Annotated in this window: 16 protein-coding genes and 1 pseudogene; 4 read left to right on the forward strand and 13 right to left on the reverse strand. The window is 74.5% G+C overall.

Going from position 1 to position 20,462, the window contains the following annotated elements; all coding sequences use genetic code 11:
* Nucleotides 1-51 precede the first annotated feature (51 nt).
* Nucleotides 52-243 (forward strand): ferredoxin, encoded by a 192-nt coding sequence (locus AB0I15_RS15775; protein WP_358095203.1) that lies wholly within the window; start codon nucleotides 52-54, stop codon nucleotides 241-243.
* A 102-nt stretch (nucleotides 244-345) separates the two neighbouring features.
* On the opposite strand, the gene AB0I15_RS15780 is transcribed toward AB0I15_RS15775, so the two are convergent.
* The 4 genes and pseudogenes from AB0I15_RS15780 to AB0I15_RS15795 all read right to left on the reverse strand — a co-directional run bounded on the left by AB0I15_RS15780 (nucleotide 346) and on the right by AB0I15_RS15795 (nucleotide 4,712).
* Nucleotides 346-1,116: an SDR family oxidoreductase gene (locus AB0I15_RS15780; protein ID WP_358095205.1), complete on the reverse strand. Its 771-nt coding sequence runs from the start codon at nucleotides 1,114-1,116 to the stop codon at nucleotides 346-348.
* Nucleotides 1,104-1,784 (reverse strand): TetR family transcriptional regulator, encoded by a 681-nt coding sequence (locus tag AB0I15_RS15785; RefSeq protein ID WP_358095206.1) that lies wholly within the window; start codon nucleotides 1,782-1,784, stop codon nucleotides 1,104-1,106. Before AB0I15_RS15785 ends, AB0I15_RS15780 begins: the two co-directional genes overlap by 13 nt.
* A 2-nt stretch (nucleotides 1,785-1,786) precedes the next feature.
* Complete coding sequence (locus AB0I15_RS15790) at nucleotides 1,787-2,980, reverse strand: cytochrome P450 (protein WP_358095208.1); 1,194 nt, start codon at nucleotides 2,978-2,980, stop codon at nucleotides 1,787-1,789.
* A 196-nt stretch (nucleotides 2,981-3,176) separates the two neighbouring features.
* Nucleotides 3,177-4,712, reverse strand: a pseudogene (locus tag AB0I15_RS15795) (MDR family MFS transporter).
* Between the two features lie 149 nt (nucleotides 4,713-4,861).
* Here AB0I15_RS15795 and AB0I15_RS15800 point away from each other — a divergent pair.
* Nucleotides 4,862-5,506 carry a helix-turn-helix domain-containing protein gene (locus AB0I15_RS15800; protein WP_358095210.1) on the forward strand — a complete coding sequence of 215 codons (645 nt, stop codon included), beginning with the start codon at nucleotides 4,862-4,864 and terminating at the stop codon, nucleotides 5,504-5,506.
* A gap of 28 nt (nucleotides 5,507-5,534) precedes the next feature.
* On the opposite strand, the gene AB0I15_RS15805 is transcribed toward AB0I15_RS15800, so the two are convergent.
* Both AB0I15_RS15805 and AB0I15_RS15810 read right to left on the reverse strand, forming a co-directional pair.
* A complete protein-coding gene (locus AB0I15_RS15805; RefSeq protein ID WP_358095212.1) occupies nucleotides 5,535-7,124 on the reverse strand; it encodes an amidohydrolase in 1,590 nt (529 codons plus the stop codon).
* Between the two features lie 37 nt (nucleotides 7,125-7,161).
* Nucleotides 7,162-7,956, reverse strand: a complete 795-nt coding sequence (locus AB0I15_RS15810; protein ID WP_358095214.1) for an isocitrate lyase/phosphoenolpyruvate mutase family protein — start codon at nucleotides 7,954-7,956, stop codon at nucleotides 7,162-7,164.
* A gap of 166 nt (nucleotides 7,957-8,122) precedes the next feature.
* Here AB0I15_RS15810 and AB0I15_RS15815 point away from each other — a divergent pair, with 166 nt between their 5' ends.
* A complete protein-coding gene (locus AB0I15_RS15815; protein WP_358095216.1) occupies nucleotides 8,123-9,424 on the forward strand; it encodes an AlkA N-terminal domain-containing protein in 1,302 nt (433 codons plus the stop codon).
* On the opposite strand, the gene AB0I15_RS15820 is transcribed toward AB0I15_RS15815, so the two are convergent.
* From AB0I15_RS15820 to AB0I15_RS15850, 7 genes are all read right to left on the reverse strand, one after another.
* Complete coding sequence (locus tag AB0I15_RS15820) at nucleotides 9,409-9,972, reverse strand: dihydrofolate reductase family protein (protein WP_358095218.1); 564 nt, start codon at nucleotides 9,970-9,972, stop codon at nucleotides 9,409-9,411. The two genes, AB0I15_RS15815 and AB0I15_RS15820, sit on opposite strands and share 16 nt — an antisense overlap.
* Nucleotides 9,973-10,060: 88 nt before the next feature.
* Nucleotides 10,061-11,071 carry an alcohol dehydrogenase catalytic domain-containing protein gene (locus tag AB0I15_RS15825; RefSeq protein ID WP_358095219.1) on the reverse strand — a complete coding sequence of 337 codons (1,011 nt, stop codon included), beginning with the start codon at nucleotides 11,069-11,071 and terminating at the stop codon, nucleotides 10,061-10,063.
* 52 nt (nucleotides 11,072-11,123) lie between these two features.
* On the reverse strand, nucleotides 11,124-11,615 hold the full coding sequence (locus AB0I15_RS15830) for a hypothetical protein (protein WP_358095221.1): 492 nt from the start codon (nucleotides 11,613-11,615) through the stop codon (nucleotides 11,124-11,126).
* 13 nt (nucleotides 11,616-11,628) lie between these two features.
* Nucleotides 11,629-13,809, reverse strand: coding sequence for a xanthine dehydrogenase family protein molybdopterin-binding subunit (locus tag AB0I15_RS15835; protein WP_358095223.1), 2,181 nt, complete (start codon nucleotides 13,807-13,809; stop codon nucleotides 11,629-11,631).
* On the reverse strand, nucleotides 13,806-14,810 hold the full coding sequence (locus AB0I15_RS15840; protein ID WP_358095224.1) for a xanthine dehydrogenase family protein subunit M: 1,005 nt from the start codon (nucleotides 14,808-14,810) through the stop codon (nucleotides 13,806-13,808). Before AB0I15_RS15840 ends, AB0I15_RS15835 begins: the two co-directional genes overlap by 4 nt.
* Nucleotides 14,811-14,816: 6 nt before the next feature.
* Nucleotides 14,817-15,299 carry a (2Fe-2S)-binding protein gene (locus AB0I15_RS15845; protein WP_358095226.1) on the reverse strand — a complete coding sequence of 161 codons (483 nt, stop codon included), beginning with the start codon at nucleotides 15,297-15,299 and terminating at the stop codon, nucleotides 14,817-14,819.
* A gap of 58 nt (nucleotides 15,300-15,357) precedes the next feature.
* Nucleotides 15,358-17,421 (reverse strand): BTAD domain-containing putative transcriptional regulator, encoded by a 2,064-nt coding sequence (locus AB0I15_RS15850; protein ID WP_358095227.1) that lies wholly within the window; start codon nucleotides 17,419-17,421, stop codon nucleotides 15,358-15,360.
* Nucleotides 17,422-17,621: 200 nt separating this feature from the next.
* Here AB0I15_RS15850 and AB0I15_RS15855 point away from each other — a divergent pair, with 200 nt between their 5' ends.
* On the forward strand, nucleotides 17,622-20,285 hold the full coding sequence (locus tag AB0I15_RS15855) for a tetratricopeptide repeat protein (protein ID WP_358095229.1): 2,664 nt from the start codon (nucleotides 17,622-17,624) through the stop codon (nucleotides 20,283-20,285).
* The last annotated feature ends 177 nt before the right edge of the window (nucleotides 20,286-20,462 follow it).

Raw genomic sequence — 20,462 nt, forward strand, 5'->3', positions numbered from 1 at the left:
ATCTTCTGAGCCGGTTCGACGACGGAAGACGACGGAAATGGAGCACGAACGATGAAGGTACGCATAGATCCGGAGCGCTGCCAGGGCCACGGCCGCTGCTATGACCTCGCCCCCGAGCTGTTCGGCGAGGACGACGAGGGCTACGGGCAGGTCATCGGCGACGGCATCGTGTCGCCGGACGGCGAGCACGAGGCCCGCCTGGCGGTGTCCAACTGCCCCGAGCGCGCCATCGAGATCCTCTAGGAGCGGGCGGACGGCCGGGTCCGTCGCCCGCACCTTGTGCGTGCTCCGGCAGGCGGGGGCGCCGGCGGCCGCCTGGCCCGTGACCGCCCCGGCGGCGGCCGGCTAGTCGCGCAGCAGGCCGCCGCCGTCGACGCACCAGGTCTGGCCGTTGATCCACTCGGCGTCGCCGGACAACAGGAACGCCGCCGCGGCGGCCAGGTCGGACGGCCTGCCCAGGCGGGTGCTGCGGTTCGCGGCCAGCCCGGCGGCCCTGAACTCCTCGCTCATCGTCGCCAGGCCGGTCTCGCTGAGCACCATGCCGGGGGACAGGCCGTTGCAGCGGATGCCCTTCTTGCCCCAGCGGGAGGCGATGTGCCGGGTCAGCGTGTTGATGCCGGCCTTGGAGGCGGCGTAGGCGGGTCGTACGGGCTCGCCGACGTAGGCGGCGCCGGACGAGGTGTTGACGATGGCGCCGCCACCGCTGTCCAGCAGCAGGGGGATGGCGGCGCGGCAGGTGTGGGCGAACCCGATGAGGTTGACCTCGAACGTACGCCGCCAGACCGCCGCGTCCATCGCCAGCAGGTCCGCGTCACGGCCGAGCGTGCCCGGCGACAGGTCGGCGCCCACGTTGAACAGCCCGTCCACGCCCCCGAACGCGGCCACCGCCCGCTCGAACAGCCTGGCGACCGACGCCTCGTCCGCCAGATCGAACCCGGCCGCCACCGCCGTGCCGCCGGCGGCCGCGATCCGGGCGGCGGTGGCCTCGGCCCCTTCGAGGTCGAGGTCGCCGACCAGGACCCGCGAGCCCTCCTCGGCCAGCCGTTCGGCGGTGGCGGCGCCGATGCCGGTGGCGCCGCCGGCCACGACGATCGTCTTGTCCTTCAGTCCGCGCATGACGGGTCCGTTCTCGTGACGGGTGCCGGCCAGAGACCGGCCAGGGCGTCGATGAGGCCGACGGCGGTGGTCTCCCAGGTGGTGCGCGCGGTCGGCCCGCCTTCGTGCAGGGCGCGCTCGCGTTCGGCCAGCGTGTGCATGATGAGCAGGCGGCTCATGTCGCCGCGTTCGGCGTGCACCTCGTCGGGCAGGCCGGGCAGCAGCCGGAACATGCCCTCCAGGGTGCGGCGCATCGAGGGCGTCGCCGCGGACTCCTCGACGACGATCCGGCGCAGGGCCGGGACGAGGGCGGCCTGCGCCAGGCAGCGGGCCCGCCAGCTCGGCACGCCCAGCGCGTCGAGGTGGGTGGTGGCGGGGCGTACCAGGCAGGAGATCCAGGCGCGCAGGTCGGAGGAGTCGGTGATCGCCTGGAGCATGCGCAGGCGCCGCTCCTCGGTGCCGGTGGTGTAGCGGCGTACGATGGCGCGGACCAGGTCGGCCTTGGTGCCGAAGTGGTAGCCGACGGCGAAGTTGTTGGCCTGCCCGGCCGCCTGGCCGATCTGCCGGTTGGAGACCTCGCCGATCCCGTGCTCGGCGAAGAGCCGTTCGGCGGCGTCGAGGATGGCCTCACGAGTCTCCAGCGCCCGCTCGCTTCTGCCGGGTGCTGTTCCAGGTGTTCTGCCGGGCACCGTCACCACCGGACCGGGACGCGCTCCAGCCCGCCGACGATCAGGCCCTCGCGGCGTCTGAGCTCGCCGACCGGGACGGCCGGCTCGAGCGTGGGCAGGCGGTCGAGCAGCACCTCCAGCACGGTCTGCAACTCGGTACGGGCCAGCGCCTGGCCGATGCAGGAGTGGGGGCCGACGCCGAAGGCGACGTGCGGATTCGGCGAGCGGTCCAGCCGCATCTCGCCCGCGCCCTCGAACTGCCGCTCGTCCCGGTTGGCAGAGGCCATGCTGCAGATCACCGTGGTGCCCTTCGGCAGGGTCTCGCCGGCCACCTCGACCTCCTCGGTGAGGTAGCGGGGCATGCCGAAGCCGGGGTTGGCGTCGAAGCGCAGCACCTCCTCCACCGCCGGGCGGATCAGCGTACGGTCGGCCACCAGCGCCTCCCAGCGGGCCCGGTCGGCCAGGAGCATCGAGACCATCTTGCCGATCATGTTCGCGGTGGTCTCGTGCCCGGCCACCAGCAGGCCCTTGGCGGTGCCCAGCATGAGCTGCTCGGTGAGCCGGCCGTCCAGCCCCTCGACGATCGAGAGCAGCTCGCTGATCAGGTCGTCGCCCGGCTCGGCGCGCTTGGCCTCGACCAGCGCGATCAGGTAGGCGTCGAACTCGGCCTGCGCGGCGTCGATCTCGTCCTGACCGAACCTCGTCATGCTCAGCATGGTGTCCGACCAGTACGCGAACCGGCTCCGGTCGGAGTCGGGCACCCCCAGCAGGTCGCAGATCGCCCACACCGGCAGCGGGAAGCCGACCGCGCTCACCAGGTCGGCCGGCGCGCCCGTGGCGACCATCCGCTCGACGAGCTGCTCGGCCATCGCCTGGATCCGGGGCCGCATCGCGGTGACCCGCCTGGCGGTGAACGCCCTGCCGACCAGTTGCCGCCACGCCCGGTGGTTCTCCCCGGTCAGGTTGCCGCCGCTGCCGAACACGCCGCCGGACTCGTTGGCGGTGACCCGGGCGGCGTCCTCGGCGTCGAGCTGGCGGGTGAAGCGCGGGTCGGACAGGACCTGCTTGACGTCGTCGTAGCGGGTCAGCAGCAGGGCCCGGTCGCCGCTGGCCAGCCGGATGGGCGCCACCGGGCAACCCTGCCGCAGCTCGGCCCACTCGTGCGGCGGCTCCAGGGCGCTCGGGTTGCGAAAGGGGTATTCGGGCGCCTCGGTCACGATCGCTCTCCCTCTGGTCGGCTCGACGCCATTTAAGTCACCCTACTTAGTTAAGTCAAGCGACTCAAAGACGGAAGGCCGCGTCCCCGCGGGCGATGCGAGAACGCGACCTTCCGGGTCAGGTCGGCCCGGGTCTGACGGCGGCGATCAGGCCAGGGTCGATCAAGGCGGGGTGCGATCAGGGCTGGGGTCCGGGTCAGGCTGGGGTGGCGGCCTCCTGCTTGGGGGTCTGCTCGGGCAGGTCCAGGCTGTCGCGGAGCGGGGCCGGCTTGAGGAAGGCAGCGGCGATCAGGCCGACGACGGCGATGGCCGCCGAGATCAGGAAGATGTGGCCGGTGGCGTCGCCGTACGCGGCCCTGACGATCTCCCTGACCGGCTCGGGCAGGGCGGCGATGTTCAGGCTGCCCGAGGCCGCCTTGCCCGCCGCGGGGATGCCCGCTTCGGCCAGGCCCTCGGCGATGCCGGTCGCCACCCGGTTGGCCAGGACCGCGCCGAGCACCGAGACGCCCACGGTGCCGCCGAGCGAGCGGAAGAAGGTGACCGCGCCGCTGGCCGCGCCGATCTCGCGCAGCGGGACCGTGTTCTGGATGACCAGGACGAGGTTCTGCATGGACATGCCGACGCCGACGCCGACCGCCAGCATGTACGCCGAGATCAGCACCAGTGAGGTCTCGTGGTCGATGGTGGCCAGACCGGCGAAGCCCGCCAGCAGGACGACCAGGCCGACGAGGATGTACGGCTTGGTCCGGCCGCTGTTGGAGACCATCCTGCCGCTGATCGTCGAGGAGAGCAGCACGCCGATCATCATGGGGATGGTCAGCAGGCCGGCGGCGGTGGGCCCGTACCCGCGGCCGATCTGGAAGTACTGGCCGAGGAAGACCGACCCGCCGAACATGGCCATGCCGACCGCGAGGCTGGCCAGGATGGCCAGGGCGGGGGTACGGCGCCGGATGACGTGCAGCGGCACGACCGGCTCCTTGACCACGGACTCGACCCAGGTGGCCGCAGCGAGCAGCAGCACGCCGCCGCCGGCCATGACCGCGCTCTGCCAGGACAGCCACGCGAAGGAGTTGCCGACGAAGGTGACCCAGATGAGCAGGATGCTGACGCCGGCCGCGATGAGGGTGGCGCCCCAGTAGTCGATGCTCACGTCGGGACGGCGCACGGTCGGCAGGTGCAGGGTCTTGGCCAGCAGCGCGAAGGCGGCGATGGTGAACGGCACGGCGATGAAGAAGCACCAGCGCCAGCCGAGCTAGGAGGTGTCGGCGATGACACCGCCGAGCAGCGGGCCGCCGACGGTGGCCACGGCCATGACGGCGCCGAGGTAGCCGTTGTAACGGCCCCGCTCCTTGGGCGAGATCATCGCGGCGATGATGACCTGCGCGAGGATCTGCAGCGCGCCCATGCCGAGGCCCTGGAGGGCGCGGAAGGCGATGAGCTGGCCGGTGTTCTGGGCGAGCCCGCAGGCCAGCGAGCTGACCATGAAGATCACGATGGAGATCTGGAGCAGCAGCTTCTTGTTGAACAGGTCGGCCAGCTTGCCCCAGATGGGCGTCGAGGCGGTCGAGGCCAGCAGGGAGGCGGTGACGACCCAGGTGTACTGCGACTGGCTGCCCTCGAGCGCGCCGATGATCTGCGGAAGCGCCACCGAGACGATGGTGCCGCTGATCATCGCGACGAACAGGACGAGCAGCAGGCCGCTGAGGGCTTCGAGAATCTGGCGATGGGTCATCGGCTCCGCCGCGGACGGCGCTGCCGGCTGGGCACTCACACGCAACCTCCGATCAAGGGGAAATGGGATGCAACCCGGACACCATACATGCTCAAGCGGCAACTTTGCTCATTGAGCATTTATTCCCATTGGGTAAGCTTGCTCGCATCATGGACAGCACAGCAGGGTTGCGTGAGCGCAAGAAGGCCGAGACCCGCCAGGCGGTGCACGAGGCCGCACTGCGTCTCGCCATCGAGCACGGCCTGGACAACGTCACCGTCGAGGCCATCGCCGACGCCGCCAACATCTCCCGGCGGACGTTCTCCAACTACTTCGACGGCAAGGAGGCCGCGCTGCTCTACGGCGACGAGCAACTCCTGGGCACCCTGGTCCGGCGCGTACGCGAGCAGCCCGCCGGCCTGTCCGCCTGGCAGGCGCTGCGCGGCGCGCTGGAGAGCCTCTACTCCGAGAGCGGCGGCCCCGACCGGGAGTACCATCTCCGCGCCCGCCTGGCCATGCGCCACCCCTCCCTGCTCGCCAGGCAACTGGCCGGCAGGGTGCGACTGGAGCGCGAGCTCTGCCAGGCGCTGGCCGGGCGGGAACAGCGCGGGCTGGCCGGGCGGGACCAGCGCGGCGACCAGCATGGCGACCGGCGCGGCGACCAGCGCGGTGACGTCGGACCCGAGATGGTCACCGCCGCGTTCCTGACCGCGCTGCGCGTCGCCGCCCACTGGTGGTGCGCCGAGAACGAGACGCTGATGCTGAACGAGCTCACCACGCGAGCGCTCGACCAGATCGCCCAGCCGTTCGCCTGACCGAGCCCACGAGGGACGCCGGGCGGGGTCAGCGGCGGTCGTGGACTAGACGGCCGCCCACGACCGTGGCGGTCACGGTGAGGTCCTTGATCGTCTCAGGGCCGACCGCCAGCAGGTCGTCGGAGAGCACCGCGAAGTCCGCCAGCCGGCCCCGGCTCAGCGTGCCCTTGATGTGCTCCTCGTGCACCGCGTACGCGGAGCCGGCCGTGTAGGCCCGCAGCGCCTCGTCCGGGCCGAACGGCACGCCGCTCGCGGTCGTCCGGTTGACCAGGTCGTGGATACCCAGCAGCGGCGCGCCCGCCACCACGGGGCAGTCGGAGCTGCCGGGCAGGACGATGCCCGCCTCCAGGAACGACCGCTGCCGGTAGCAGCCGCGCGCCCGCTCCGGGCCCAGCGCGGCCAGCATGCCGTCGCCGAGCTCCGAGATGAACCGGCCCTGCGGGACCGGGATGACGCCGAGCGCCACGATCCTGGCCACCTGGGCGTCGCTGGTGACCGCGCAGTGCTCGACGCGGTGCCTGGCGCCGGGACGGGGGTGCCGGGCCTGTGCCTCGGCGTAGGCGTCGAGGACCACGTCGATGGCCGCGTCGCCGATGGCGTGCGTGGCGATCTGCCAGCCGGAGGCGTGCGCGCGCAGGATGAACGCGCGCAGCGCCGCCGCCTCCTCCTGGAGGAAACCCCGGTTGCCGGGGTCGCCCTCGTAGTCGTGGCACATGGCGGCGGTCCTGCCGACCAGTGAGCCGTCGGAGAACAGCTTGACCGGCCCGACGCGCAGCCACTCGTCGCCGAGCCCCGAACGCACGCCCAGGTCCAGGCCGAACTCGGCGTCCACGGCGTGCAGGTTGGGGGAGCCGGGCATGAGCGTGGCCCGCTGCGCGAGCAGGCCGCGTCGCGCGGCGTCCTGGAAGCAGGCGAGGTCCCAGGGGCCGTTGCCCGCCAGCCCGGCGCCGACGCCGGGCTCGGTGAAGCTGGTCAGGCCCTCCGCCGCCGCGGCCGCGCTCGCCAGCGCGATGCCCTCGACGAACTCCTCGTGCGCGAGCGGGCGCAGCAGCCGGTGGGCCAGGTTTTGCGCCTGCTCGGCGAGCAGACCGTCGGGCAGCCCCCGCTCGTCGCGGCCCACCGACCCGCCGGGGACGTCGGGCACCTCCTCCAGGGCGGGGAAGCCCATGAGGGCGAAGGCCGCCGTGCTGGCCACCCCCATGTGGCCGGAGGTGTGCTGGAGCCAGACCGGACGGCCGCCCGCCGCCCGGTCCAGGGCCTCGCGGGCCGGGTGGGCGCCCAGCTTGTTCTGGTCGTAGCCGGAGCCCCGGACCCACGCGCCCCCCGGCAGGGCGGCGGCCCGCGCGGCGACCCGCGCGTACAGCTCGTCCAGGTCGCTCACCCGCAGGTCCAGCTCGCGCAGCCGCTGGCCGCGCAGGCTCAGGTGGTGGTGGGCGTCGTTGAACCCCGGCACGGCGGGCGCCCCGCGCAGGTCGACGACCTCGTCCGCGGTGACGCCGTCGAGCTCCTCGTCCAGCCCGGCGATCCGGCCGCCGAGCACGCCCAGGCGGGTGGCGGCCGGCCGGCCGGCGTCGAGCGTGGTGAACCGGCCGTTGACGAACAGCGTGTCGAGACGCATCAGACCTCCAGCGGGTATCGGGTCGCGCCCGGCGGGATCACCGCAGCGCGTTGTTGAGGGTGCCGTAGTCGAGCCCGCCGGCGAGCGTCTCGTAGGTGCCCTCGCCCAGCGCCTCGGCCGCGGCCAGGGCGGCGGTCGCGTACGCGGCCTGGGCGATCGCCGAGCCCAGGCTCACCCGCGCCACCCCCGCCGCCGCCAGCTCGGGCACCGCCGGAGCCCCCGGGCCGACCATCACGTTGAGCGGCAGCGGCCCGCCCGCCAGCCGGGCGATGACGTCCAGATCGACCAGCCCCGGCACGAACAGCCCGTCGGCCCCCGCGTCGGCGTACACGCGCGCCCGCTCCTCGACCTCGGCCACCCGGTCGCCGGGCACCCCGGCCAGGTAGACGTCGGTCCGGGCGTTGACGAACAGGTCCACCCCCTCGGCCTCGGCGGCGGCCCGCGCGGCGGCGATGCGCTGGGCCTGGTCCTTGGCCGGGAGCAGGGGAGCGCCGTCAGGGCCGGGGGAGTCCTCCAGGTTGACGCCGACCGCGCCGGCCCGGATCACCGCGCGCACGGTGGCGGCGACGTCGCCGTAGCCGCCCTCGACGTCGGCGGTGACCGGCACCTTCACGGCGGCCACGATGCGGGCGACCGCGTCGATCATGCGGTCGCGGTCGAGGCCGGAGCCGTCGGGGGTGCCGTTCGCCCAGGAGACGCCGGCGCTCGTCGTGGCGATCGCGTGCGCTCCCGCGGCCTCGATGACGGCGGCGGAGGCGGCGTCCCAGGCGTTGGGCAGCACGAGCACCGGGCCCTGGTGCAGGGCACGGAACCGGGCGGCTTGGTCGATCATGATGGTCCTCTTCGTCGGATGAGCGGATTCGCCATCAGAGGATGGCGGGCGCGACGCGAGCGTGTCCGGCCGGATTCGGACATCACCACCGGGTCTCTCACATGGCCGGGGTCGTATGTCCGGATCCGGCCGGTGATCGGGCCGCGGGTGGGCGTACACATGAGGTATGACCACGTACTCGGCCGTCGTAACCACCGGCATCTACTGCCGGCCCGGGTGCGGTGCCCGGCCGCTGGCCCGCAACACGCGCACGTACGAGCATCCGGCCGCCGCCGAGGCCGCGCTGGCCGGGCGGATGGGCCTGTCGCCGCGGCACCTGCGCCGGTTGTTCCTGCGGCACCTCGGCGCCACGCCCGACCAGCTCGCCAGGTCGCGGCGGGCGCACTTCGCGCGGCGGCTGCTGGACGACACCGATCTGACGGTGCTGGACGTGGCGTTCGCGTCCGGGTTCGGGAGCCTGCGGCAGTTCAACCGCATCATGCGGGAGACCTTCCGGGCCTCGCCCACCGACCTGCGCGACCGGCGGCACCGCGCCGACCGGCTGGCCGCCGACGGAGGGCTGGCGCTGCGGCTGCCGCACGTGCCCGGCTACGACTGGCCCGCCGTGCTGCGGCTGCTCGCGGCGCGGGCGGTGCCGGGGGTGGAGGAGGCGGACGGTGACACGTACCGGCGGACGATCACCGTGGACGGCGCCCCCGGCGTCCTGGAGGTGTCGCCGGGCGGGGACGGGTTCCTGCTGCTGCGCGCGCACCTGCCGTACTGGGAGGGCCTGATCCACGTCGTGGGGCAGGTGGGGCGGGTGCTCGGCGCCGACCTCGACCAGGCGGCCGGGGTGGCCGCCCTGTCGGCCGACCCGCTGCTCGGCCCCCTGGTACGCGGGCGCCCCGGGCTGGCGGTGCCGGGAGCGTGGACCGCCCTCGAGGCCGCCGTCCAGGCGGTCGTACGCCGAAGGCGGACCCCCACGGAGGCGGCCACGGTGCTGAAGGCACTGGTCACCGGAGCCGGGACCGTCGTCCCCGGCCTGCGGGGCGGCCTCACCCACACCTTCCCCGAGCCCGCCGCCCTGACGCCGGCCGCCCTGTCCCACGCGGGGCTGGCGGACGACGAGGTGAGCGCGCTCACGGCACCGGCCGCCCTCGACCCGGACGCGAGCCCGGACGCGAGCCCGGACGCGAGCCCGGACGCGAGCCCGGACGCGAGCCCGGACGCGAGCCCGGACGCGAGCCCGGACGCGAGCACAGACACCCTGTCGTACGACGACGACCTGCGGCAGGACCTGGCGTTCCGGCTCGGCCGTCGGGCGGCCTTCCCCGCCGGCGACCCGGACCTCCGCGCCGCCCTGGCCTGTCTGGGCCTGGACCCCGCCACGGCCGCGGACCGGTGGCGGCCCTGGCAGGCGCTCGCGGCCGCCCACCTGATGGCCCACGGCGCGTCCGCTGACCGGGTGGCGCGTCAGGCGCGGGCGTAGGTCAGCAGGACCACGCCGGAGTCGAACGTGCGGCTTCCGGCCAGCGTCAGCGAGAGCCTGTCGGGCGTCTCGGGGTACAGGCGCGCGCCGGATCCCAGCAGCACGGGGAAGACCATGAGCCGCAGCTCGTCCGCGAGGCCCCGCCTGAGCAGTTCCTGAGCCAGCGACCGGCTGCCGTGGACGAAGACGTGCCCGTCGCCGTCCTGGTGCTTGAGTGCCTCGACCGCGCTGGTCAGGTCGCCCTTGAGGAGGGAGGCGTTCCAGGTCAGCGGCTCGGGCAGAGTGGCGGACACCACGTACTTGGGCAGCGCGTTCATCCGGTCGGCGAACTCGCCGCCCATCTTGGGCCAGGCGGCGGAGAAGCCCTCGTAGGTGACCCGGCCGAGGAGCAGGGCCGAGGTCTCCATGAGCTCCTCGTAGCGGCAGGCGTCGTGCTCCGGGGTGAAATGCTCCAGCACCCAGCCGCTGTGCCGGAAGCCCGGCTCGCCGCCCGGACCCTCCATCACGCCATCGAGTGAGACGAACTCAGAAATGACCAGCTTTTTCACAAGCCCTCCTTGTCGCGTTCGGCGCCTAGGAGATTAGGCGGGAAGGCGAGCCCAGGGCTTGTACAGAAGCGACAGCGGCCCCGGCGGGTCAGCGGAAGGTGATGACCCGGCGCCCGCCGCCGGACCCGCCGCCCATGGCCTCCAGCGCCTCCGGCGCCTGGTCGAGCGTGATCGGCGTGACCTCGGGCAGGATGCGGTGCCGCGCGGAGAAGGCCAGCGTGTCCCGCAGGTCGTGCGGTGAGCCGGACGGCGAGGCCATGACCCGCAGCCGGTTGAGCACCATCGGCTGCGCCCGCAGGGTGAGCGGGGTGTTGTCGTAGCCGCACAGCACGAGCGTGCCGTCCGGGGCGAGCCCGCCGAGGGCCGCGGCGGCGGCCTCGTTGGACGGGGCGGCGTTCAGGACGACGTCCGCGCCGCCGTCCCACGCCCTGAGCGCCGCGGCGGGGTCGGTGTCGCGGCTCGCGACGTACAGCTCGGCGCCCAGTTCCTTGGCGCTCGCCGCGCCGTCGGCCGAGCGGCCGATCACCGCGACCCGCGCGCCCATGGCGAGGGCGTACCGGACGGCGAGCGCGCCGATGCCGCCGCTGCCGATGACCGCGACCCGTGAGCTCGGGGTGGCGCCGGCCCGCCGCAGGCCGTTGAACGCGGTCAGCCCCGCGCACATCAGCGGCGCCGCGGCCACCGGGTCGAGCCCCACCGGCAGCGGGGTCACGTAGCCGCCCTTGAACAGGCCGTACTCGGCGTAGCCGCCGTCGGCGACGATGCCGGTGACGCGCTTGGTCGGGCACAGGATCTGGTCGCCGGACACGCAGTAGCCGCAGTGGCCGCACGAGTCGTACAGGAACTGGGCTCCGACCGCGTCGCCCACGGCCAGGCCGGGCACGCCCGCGCCGAGCGCGGCGACCGTACCGGTGATCTCGTGGCCGGGGACGACCGGGAAACGGGCGAACGGGTAGTGGCCGCGCACCAGGTTCAGGTCGGTGTAGCACACGCCGCAGGCGGTGATCTCGACCAGGACCTCTCCCGGACCCGGCTCCGGGATCTCGCGTTCGGTCAGGGACAGCGGGGCGTTCACCCCGGTCGCGACTGCTGCGCGCATGATGATCTCCTCCCGGCGGCACGCGATCGCGCCGCCACCTTCCAGCGTGCCGTCATCGGGCTCGTGGGGACAGCGCGCAGCCTGGGGTGGTCAACCCCGGCCTCGGCGGAGCCCGAACGCCGGGCCGGGGATGTCGCGCCAGACGTCGGCGGGGTCGAGGGCGTGCAGCGCCGCCACCACGCCGGCGCCGTCCGGCACGAACCAGAGCAGCCGCTGGGCGGCAGCAGTGCAGGAAACCGGCCTGGACCCCCGTCAGCCCCGCCTGCGGGCCGACGAGCACCTGCGCCGCGTGGTTCTGCGTCACCACCTCGTGCAGGTCGGTGATCACCATGGCGGGGGTGTCGCGCAGGCGATCCAGGAGCCCGCGCAGCGCGTGCTGCACCAGGGTCGCCTCCGAACCGATCGGCGCCGGCCGCCCCGCCAGGTGGAACAGGTGGCCGGTCTCGTCGTCGTCGAGCCGCAGGGCCCGGGCCAGCCCGACGCTCTCCGGGCTCAGCCGGTCTCTGCGCGACTTCAGGAACGCCCCCAGCTCGCCCAGGCCCACCTCGCGCCTCCGATCACATGACGTCCTCGATCATTATGGGCAGGTGGCGCACCCGCCGCCCCGTCGCGTGGTGCACGGCGTTGGCCACGGCGGCGGCCATGCCGACCAGGGCCACCTCGCCGAGGCTCTTGGCCCCCATCGGGTTGAGCACGTGGTCGGGCCGGTCGACGAAGGCGACGTCGATCCGGCCGATGTCGGCGTTGACCGGGATGACGTACTCGGCCAGGTCGGTGTTGAGGAAGCCGCCGTAGCGCGGATCGACCTCGCTGTGCTCGCGCAGCGCCGCGCCGATCCCCCACACCACCGAGCCGCGTACCTGCGCCTCGGCGGTCACCGGGCTGGCCACGCGGCCGCAGTCGGCGACGCTGACCACCCTGGGGACGCGTACGCGGTGGACGACGGGCTCGATCCGGACCTCGGCGAAGTGCGCGACGAAGCTGAACGAGACGTAGCCGGGATAGTCCGGGCCGGCCAGGGCCACCAGGCCGGCCCGCATCCGGTCGATCATCTCGGGCGGCTGGCCGGGGCCCTGGGTGACGACCTCCACCTCGACAGGGTCGCGGCCGGACGCCGTCACGGCGGCGGCCAGGTCGACGGGGCCCTCGGGGGCGAGGCCGAGTGCGGCGCGCAGCTCACGCAGCGCCTCGTGCGCCGCCCGCAGCGTGCTGTTGGTCCCCCAGGCCCCGGCGGTCAGGTGGTGGGGCACGGCCCGCGTGTCGCCGACCACCACGGTCACCGCCTCCGGGACGATCCCGAGGTCCTCGGTGAGGGCGCAGGTCAGGGCCGTGGTGATGCCCTGCCCCATCTCGTGCCCGCCCACCTCGGCCACGAGCCGCCCGTCCGCGTACGCGCGCAACCGGGCCTGCGTCGGCACCGTGAGCGACGGATAGGCGCCCACCGCCACGCCCCAGCCGATCAGGGCGCCGTCCTCGTCGCGCATGGAGCCGGGCTCCGGCGTGCGGTCCGCCCAGCCGAACAGCTCGGCCCCCAGGCGCAGGCATTCGCCGAGATGCCGCGAGGAGAACGGCTTGCCCGTCACCGGATCCGTCGCGGCGTCGTTGTCCAGGCGCAGCGCGACCGGGTCCCGGCCGATGACGTGGCAGAGCTCGTCGATGGCCGACTCCAGGGCGAAGGCGGCGGAGTGCTCGAAGGGCGCCCGCATGTAGCCGGGGGTCTGCGTGTCGGTCCTGACGTGCCGCTGCCGGCCGCGGAAGTCCGGGATGGCGTACAGGCGCGAGGTGATCTCCGTATACGTCGCCGGCAGCAGATCCTGCCGCGACGCCTGCTGGTCGACCTCGTGGATCGCGGCGAGCAGGCGGCCCGCCCGGTCGGCGCCGAGGCGGATCCGGTGCCGGGCCACGGGGCGGAAGCTGGCCGCGTGGAAGGTGTGCGCCCGGGGCAGGACCAGCTTGACCGGCCGCCCGATCCGGCGCGCGGCGACGGCCAGCGGCCCCAGGTGCGGCTGCAGGGAGTTCTTCTGGCCGAAGGCCCCGCCCACGTACGGGGAGATGACCTCGACCCGCTCGCGGTCGATGCCGAGCTGGCCGGCCAGGCCGCCGCGCAGCGCCCCGACGCTCTGCGTGCCCTCGTGCACGACCACGGTGTCGCCCTGCCATTCCACGACGCCGCCGATCAGCTCCATCGGCACCTGGTGCTGCGGGCCGCTCCGGTAGCTCTGATCCACCCGCACGGGGCTGGCGGCGTACGCGGCCTCGGCGTCGCCCACGACCACGTCGGCGAGGAAGGGCAGCGGGAGGGCCTCCTCCTGGAGCACCGTCTCGGTGCCCGCCGCGCCGACCTCCACGGCGAACGGCTCGGTGTCATAGGTGACGCGTACCAGCCCGGCCGCCTCGGTGGCGGCGACCAGCGTGTCGGCCACGACCAGCGCGACGGGCTGGCCGCGGTAGGCGACGCGGTCGTCCAGCATCGGCTGCAGGCTCTGGAAGGCGTAGCCGCCGGCCATGATGTACCCCGCCGGGGTGATGCCCAGGTCGTCGAGGTGCGACAGGACGAGCAGGACGCCCGGCACCGCGGTGGCCGCCCGGACGTCGAGGTCGGTGATCCGGCCCTTGCCGACGGTCGCGACGACGGGCATCGCGTACGCCACCCCGTCCGGCGCGTGGTCGGCCCCGTACTTCGCCGCCCCGGTGACCTTCTCCCTGGCGCCGACCCGCGGCAGCCGCGGACGTGTCATCGCGCGGCCCTCTCCCCGGCGATGCGCAGCGCCTCGGCGACCGTGCGGACGCCCAGCTCGACACGGAAGGCGTTCTGCCTGCCCGGACGCGCCCCGGACAGGGCCGCCTCGCCGGCCCGGCGCGCGCCGGGCCCGTCCAGCACCCCGCCGACCAGCTCCCGCTCGGCCTCGCGGCACCGCCAGGGACGCGTGGCGACCCCGCCCACCGCGATGCGGCAGTCCTCGACGCGGCCCCGCCCGTCCAGCTCCACCGCGGCGGCGGCCGAGGCCAGCGCGAACGCGTACGACTCCCGGTCCCTGACCTTGTGGTACGTCGAGCCGCGCCCGGCGGGCGCGACCGGCACCCGGATGCGCACGATCAGCTCGTCCCAGTCCAGCGTGTGCTCGCGTTCCGGCGTGTCCCCGGGCTCCACGTGCAGGTCGGCCAGGGCGATCGTGCGCTCGCCGCGCGGCCCGGCGACGTCCACGACGGCGTCGAAGGCGATCAGCGCGACCGCCCAGTCCCCGGGGTAGGTGGCGACGCAGGCGTCGCTGCCGCCGAGCAGCGCGTGCCCGCGGTCGAGACCGCCGATCGCGCCGCATCCGCTGCCCGGGAGCCGCTTGTTGCAGGGGAACGGCGGCCCGCCGCGGAAATAGGCGCAGCGGGTGCGCTGGAGCAGGTTGCCGCCGACCGTGGCCATGTTGCGCAACTGCTGGGAGGCGGCCTTGGCCAGGGACTCGGCCAGCGCGGGATAGTCGCGCAGCAGCACCGGGTCCGCCGCGACGTCGGCCATCGGCGCCCCGGCGCCGAACGTCAGCTCACGGGGCCCGCCGGTGTCGAAGCCGGCCAGCTCGCTCAGGGCGCGCACGTCCACGACGGCGGACGGGGTCTCGATGTCCAGCTTCATCAGGTCGTACAGGGTGGTGCCGCCGGCCAGCACCTTCGTGCCCGGTCCGGCGGCCGACAGCGCGCGCAGCGCGTCGGGCAGGGTCGTGGGGGCCTCGTAGGCGAACGGCCGCATGAACCCTCACCCGTCCCGCTCGCCGGTGGCCGCCTGGCGCACCGCCGCGACGATGCCCGGATAGGCGCCGCACCGGCACAGGTTGCCGCTCATGTACTCGCGGATCTCGTCGTCGTCGCCGGCGTGCCCCTCGGCGATGCAGCCCAGCCCGGACATCACCTGCCCCGGCGTGCAGTAGCCGCACTGCAGGGCGTCGTGGTCGACGAACGCCCGCTGCAGCGGGTGCAGGTCCCCGCCGGGCTCGGCCACCCCCTCGATCGTGGTGACCCGCCGCCCGTCCACCTGGACCGCCGGCGTCAGGCACGAGACGATCCGGCGCCCGTCCAGGTGGACGGTGCAGGCGCCGCACTGGCCGTGGTCGCAGCCCTTCTTCGTCCCGGTCAGCGCCAGCCGCTCACGCAGGACGTCGAGCAGCGACTCGCGCGGGTCGAGATCCAGACGGACGGCACGGCCGTTCACCGTGAACGCCGTCTCCCTCGTCGAGGTCATAAGCGCCACGCTAACGGGCGCAATCGCAGCGATCCTCCTATGTCGCGGTAAGTCCCGGTCAAGAATCGGCGCTGGTCAGCGGGATGTGGTCGAGGGCGCGGTGTCCGAACCGCTCGGCCCGGCAGTCGCACCAGGCCGCCAGGGCCGGGGCGAGCCGGACGGCGTGGGCGTGGAACCCGTCGGCCCGCGCCTGGCGCAGGACGGCGTGCAGGACGCTGTGCTCGGCGCGCAGCCAGGTCGTCGCCTGCCGGTGGTTCGCGAGGCGCTCAGGCCGTACGCCGGGGGCGGGCGGGTCGAGGGCGACCAGGCGCGTGCCGGGCTCCAGCAGCCGGGCGGCCGCGTACGTGGTGTGCAGGTAGTGCTCGATCGCCCGCCGCGCCACCTCCCGATGGGCCGGGACGACGCGGGCGAGCTCCCGCGCGTACGTGTGGAGCAGCGGGTGGAAGCCGAACCTGCCGGGCGCGACCTCGGTCAGCAGGTGGGCGTCGAGCAGGGTGTCGAGCAGCCGGGCCGCCTGCGCACGGTCGACGCCCGCCAGGCTGGCGGCGGCCGCGGTGGTGAGATCCGGCCCGGGGTGCAGGGCCAGCAGCCGGAACAGGCGGGCCACGTCGGGGGGCAGGAGGTCGTACGAGCGGGAGAGCACCGTGCGCATGTCGGTGAGGGCGTCCCGGGTGGCCAGCGCCCCGATGTCGTCGCGGACACGGCGCAGGTCGGCGGCCAGCGCGCCGAGCGGGAAGGACGGGCCGGCCGCCGCGCGGCCCGCCACGATGGCCAGGGCCAGCGGCAGCCCCGCGCACAGGTCGGCGATCTCCTCGGCGGCCCCCCGGTCCGAGCCGAGCCGCTCATGGCCCAGGCGGTGGGCGAGCAGCTCCAGGGACTCCTCCCGGGAGAGCACGCCGAGCGTGAGCAGCGCGGCTCCCTCCGTGGTGACCAGGCTGCTCAGCCCCTGGCGGCTGGTGATCAGGACGGTGCACTCGGCGCCGCCGGGCAGCAGCCAGCGCACCTGCTCGGCGTCGCGGGCGTTGTCCAGGACGACCAGCATGCGCTTGCCCGCCAGCATCGTCCGGTAGAGCGCGGCCCTGGCCTGCAGCCCCTGCGGGACCCGCTGCGGCGGCACGCCCATGGCCTGGAGGAAGGCCGACAGCGCCGCGTCGGGCCGGACCGGAAGGTCGGACGGCCCGAACCCCTGCAGGTCGATGTGGAGCTGGCCGTCGTGGAAACGCTCGGCGGCCCGGTGCGCCCAGCGCAGGGCCAGCGCGGTCTTGCCGACGCCGGGGGCGCCGGTGAGGACACAGGTCCTCGAACCCTCGCCGAACAGCCGGTCCAGCTCCTTCAGCGCGTCGCCGCGGCCGGCGAACTCGGCCACACCCGGCGGGAGCTGGCGGGGCGCCATGGGCGTGGCCTGCCACGTGTCGCCCTTGAGCAGCGCCAGGTGGATCCGCCGCAGCTCGGGGGAGGGGTCGACGCCCAGGTCCTCGCTGAGGCGGCGCCTGAGCCGCTCGTACCCGGCCAGCGCCTCGGCCTGCCTGCCGCAGCGGTCGAGCGTGAGGAGCAGGCGCGCCCACAGCGGCTCGCGCAGCGGATGGCGGGCCGCCAGCTCCTGTACCTCGGCGACCAGCTCGGCATGGCGTCCCTCGGCCAGCCCCAGGTCGATCCACCGTTCGACGGCCGACAGGTGCAGCTCGACGAGGGGGGTGGCCTTGGCCCCGTGCAGCGCGGGCGAGTCGACCCCGTCGAACGGCCGGCCCCGCCACAGGGCGAGGGCCTGCTCCAGCAGGTCCAGCTCCGCCCGGGTGCCCCGCGACAGCGTCGCGTCGCCCAGCAGCCGGCGGAACCGCAGCGCGTCGATCCGGTCCGGGTCCACGTCCAGCCGGTAGCCCTCCGGCGTCGTGCGGATCACCTCGGACCCGAGCTCGTGCCGCAGCCGGGAGATGTAGGTCTGCACGGTACGCCGCTGGTTGGCCGGCACGTCGTCCGCCCACAACGCGACGACGAGCTGGTCCACCGAGACCGTCCGGCCGGCGGCCATGGCCAGGACGGCCAGCAGCGTCCGGAGCCGATGCGAGCTCAGGGCGACCGAGGCGTCGTCCCGCCACACCTCCAGCGGTCCTAGGAGCGCCACGCGAAGACCGTTGCTCAGGAAGGGGGACCTCATGGTGTCCAACTCTTCAGGTCCGGCCGGGGCCGGACCAGGTCGCCAACCGGACATTCACCGGGCATAAGAATCGTGTCCGGTGACCGGCCGTCCGGGCCCCGGGATTGTCGGCGCTGTGTGAAATAGTCGGTTTCTGATCCGGGCAAGTGAGCGCGGGGGTTGTGTTCATGGCGTCAGGAGCACATGGGGGTGCCGTCGCCGGCCCGCTGGGCGCGTTGCTGCGGTCGTGGCGTGAGCGGGCGCTGCTGACCCAGGAGCAGTTGGCGGCGCGGGCGGGGCTCAACGTCCGCAGCGTGCGCCGGCTGGAGGCGGGTGAGCTGCGGCGCCCGCGCAGCACGTCGGTGCGGTCGCTGGCCGCGGCGCTGGAGCTGGACGACGCGGAGCTGGCGGCCCTGACCCGGGCGGCGAACGCGAACGCGGAGGATTCCCGGCGGGCGGCGGACGAGAGCGCGCCCGGTTCCCGATCGGCGAGCGGGACCGCGGAGGATTTCCCACCGGCGGGGAGCACCCCGTGGGCGGACGGCGGAGAGGGCTCCCCGCACGTGGTGGGCGGCCGGGTGGCGGGCCTCCGGTGGGCGACCGGGAGCGGGGGACCCCGGAGGGAGGCGCCACGGCAGTTGCCCGTCGACGTGCCGGCGTTCGTCGGCCGGGCGCGGGAGCTGGCCCTGCTCGGCGAGGTGGGCGACGCCGCGACGGTCGTGATCACCGCGATCGACGGCATGGCCGGGGTCGGCAAGACCGCGCTGGCCGTGCACGCGGCACACCGGCTGGCCCCCCGCTTCCCCGACGGTGACCTGTTCGTCGATCTGCACGGCTACACGCAGGGCGTGGCCGCGGCGGATCCCGCCGACACGCTCGCCCGCGTGCTCGGCGTGCTGGGCGTGCCGGGGGAGTCGATTCCGCAGCACGCCGACGACCGGGCCGCGCTCTACCGCAGCGTGCTGGCCGGTCGCCGGATGCTGATCGTCCTGGACAACGCCGCCGACGAGGCGCAGGTGCGCCCGCTGCTGCCGGGCGTGGGCGGCTGCGTGGTGCTGGTGACGAGCCGGCGGCGGCTGGTCGGCCTCGACGACGCCCGTACGGTGTCGGTCGACGTCCTGCCCCTGGCCGACGCGATCGCCTTGTTCACCCAGACCGCCGGGGCGGAGCGGGTGGCCGGGGCGGCGCGCGACGAGCCGGCCGAGGTGGTGCGGCGGTGCGGGCTGCTGCCGCTGGCGATCCGGCTGGCCGCGGCCCGGCTCAAGGCGCATCCGGCGTGGAGCGTGGGCCACTTGCTGGAGCGGCTGGAGGAGCACCGGCGGCGGCTGGGCGAGTTGCGGGCCGGGCAGCGCAGCATCGCGGCGGCGCTCGACCTGTCATATCGGGAGCTGGGGGAGGCCGAGCGGCGGGCATACCGGCTGCTGGGGTTGCACGCCGGGGTGGACATCGCGCCGGAGGCGGCGGCCGCGCTGCTGGACACCACGCCCGCCCAGGCCGGCCGCTCACTGGACCGGCTGCTGGAGGCGCACCTGCTGCAGGAGCCGGTGCCCGGCCGCTACCGCTTCCACGACCTGATCCGCGCCCACGCCGCCACGACCGCCGCCGGTGAGGAGCCCGAGGCCGACCGGCGCGCCGCGCTGACCCGCCTGCTCGACCACTACAGCCGGGCCGCCTCGGCCGCCATGGACCGCCTCTACCCCTACGAGGCCGACACGCGCCCGCGCCCGCCGTCCGGCACCGCGTCCATGCCCGACGTGGCGGCGGCCACCGCCTGGCTCGACGCGGAGCTGGCCAACCTGCTGGCCCTCGCCCAGCACGGCCTGCCCGGCCACGTCCTGCACCTGTCGGCCACGCTGCACCGGTGCCTGTTCACCCGTGGCCGCTACGCCGAGGCCGAGGGCCTGCACACGCGGGCGCTGTCCGTCGCCCGCGCCACCGCCGACCGCCTGGGCGAGGCGGAGGCGCTCATCGCGCTCGGCGAGATCAGCCGCATGCAGAGCCGGCGCGACAGGGCCACCGAGGACATCACGCGCGCCCTGACCGTCGCCCGTGCCATCGGTCACTGCTCCGGCGAGGTGAGGGCCCTCAACAGCCTGGGCATGATCCTCGGGGTCCAAGGACAATACACGCTGGCCGCCCGCCACTTCACCCAGGCGCTGGCCATCGCCACGGCCATCGGCCACCGCACCGGTGAGCTGGACGCGCTGATCGCCTGCGGCAACGTGCACCGGCTGCTCGGCCAGCACGAGCAGTGCGTCGCCGACCTGACGCGGGCGCTCGGCATCGCCCGCTCGATCGGTCACCGCATCGGCGAGCTGCGCGCCCTGATCGGCCTGGGCCGCATCCATCTCAAGCGGGGCGGGCACGAGCCCGCCATCGGCTACTTCACCCGGGCGCTCAGCCTGGCGCGCGACGCCGGCCACCGGCTGGGCGAGCTCAGCGTCCTCAACGCGCTCGGCGACCTGCATCGCGCGGAGGGGCGGCACGAGCGGGCCCGCGACGGCTACCGGCGGGCCCTCGACCTGGCTCGCGAGATCGGCAACCGCAACTGGCAGTTCGAGGCCGTCCACAGCCTGGGGCGGCTGCAGCTCCAGAGCGGGCGGGCGGAGCAGGCGCTGGAGAGCCATCGGCAGGCGCTCGCCTTGGCCACGGACCTCGACCAGCCCAGCGACCGGGCCCGCGCCCACGACGGCCTGGCCCACGCCCACGCCGCGCTCGACCGGCCGGGGGAGGCCTGCCGGCACTGGATCGACGTCCTGACCATCCTGAGCGGCCTCGGCATCGACCGGACCGAGGAGCAGGGGGTCGACGTCGAGAGCGTCCGTGCCCACCTGGTCCGCCATTCCGCGTAGGCGTACACCGCCGACCGGTGCTCGGCGTGGAGCCGTCAGGAGCGTGCGGCGGGTAGGTCACCACGGGTGGCCGTGGGAGCCGCCCTGAAGCCGCCGTGAATACGCCTGGTCCGGCCCAGCGGCACGGGGGCGGGTCGGCCGGGATGCCGGTGGGAACCCCCGCCGGGCTCACCGCGT

It is taken from the genome of Nonomuraea sp. NPDC050643, assembly GCF_040654715.1.
In the GTDB taxonomy this organism is placed as follows: Bacteria; Actinomycetota; Actinomycetes; order Streptosporangiales; family Streptosporangiaceae; genus Nonomuraea.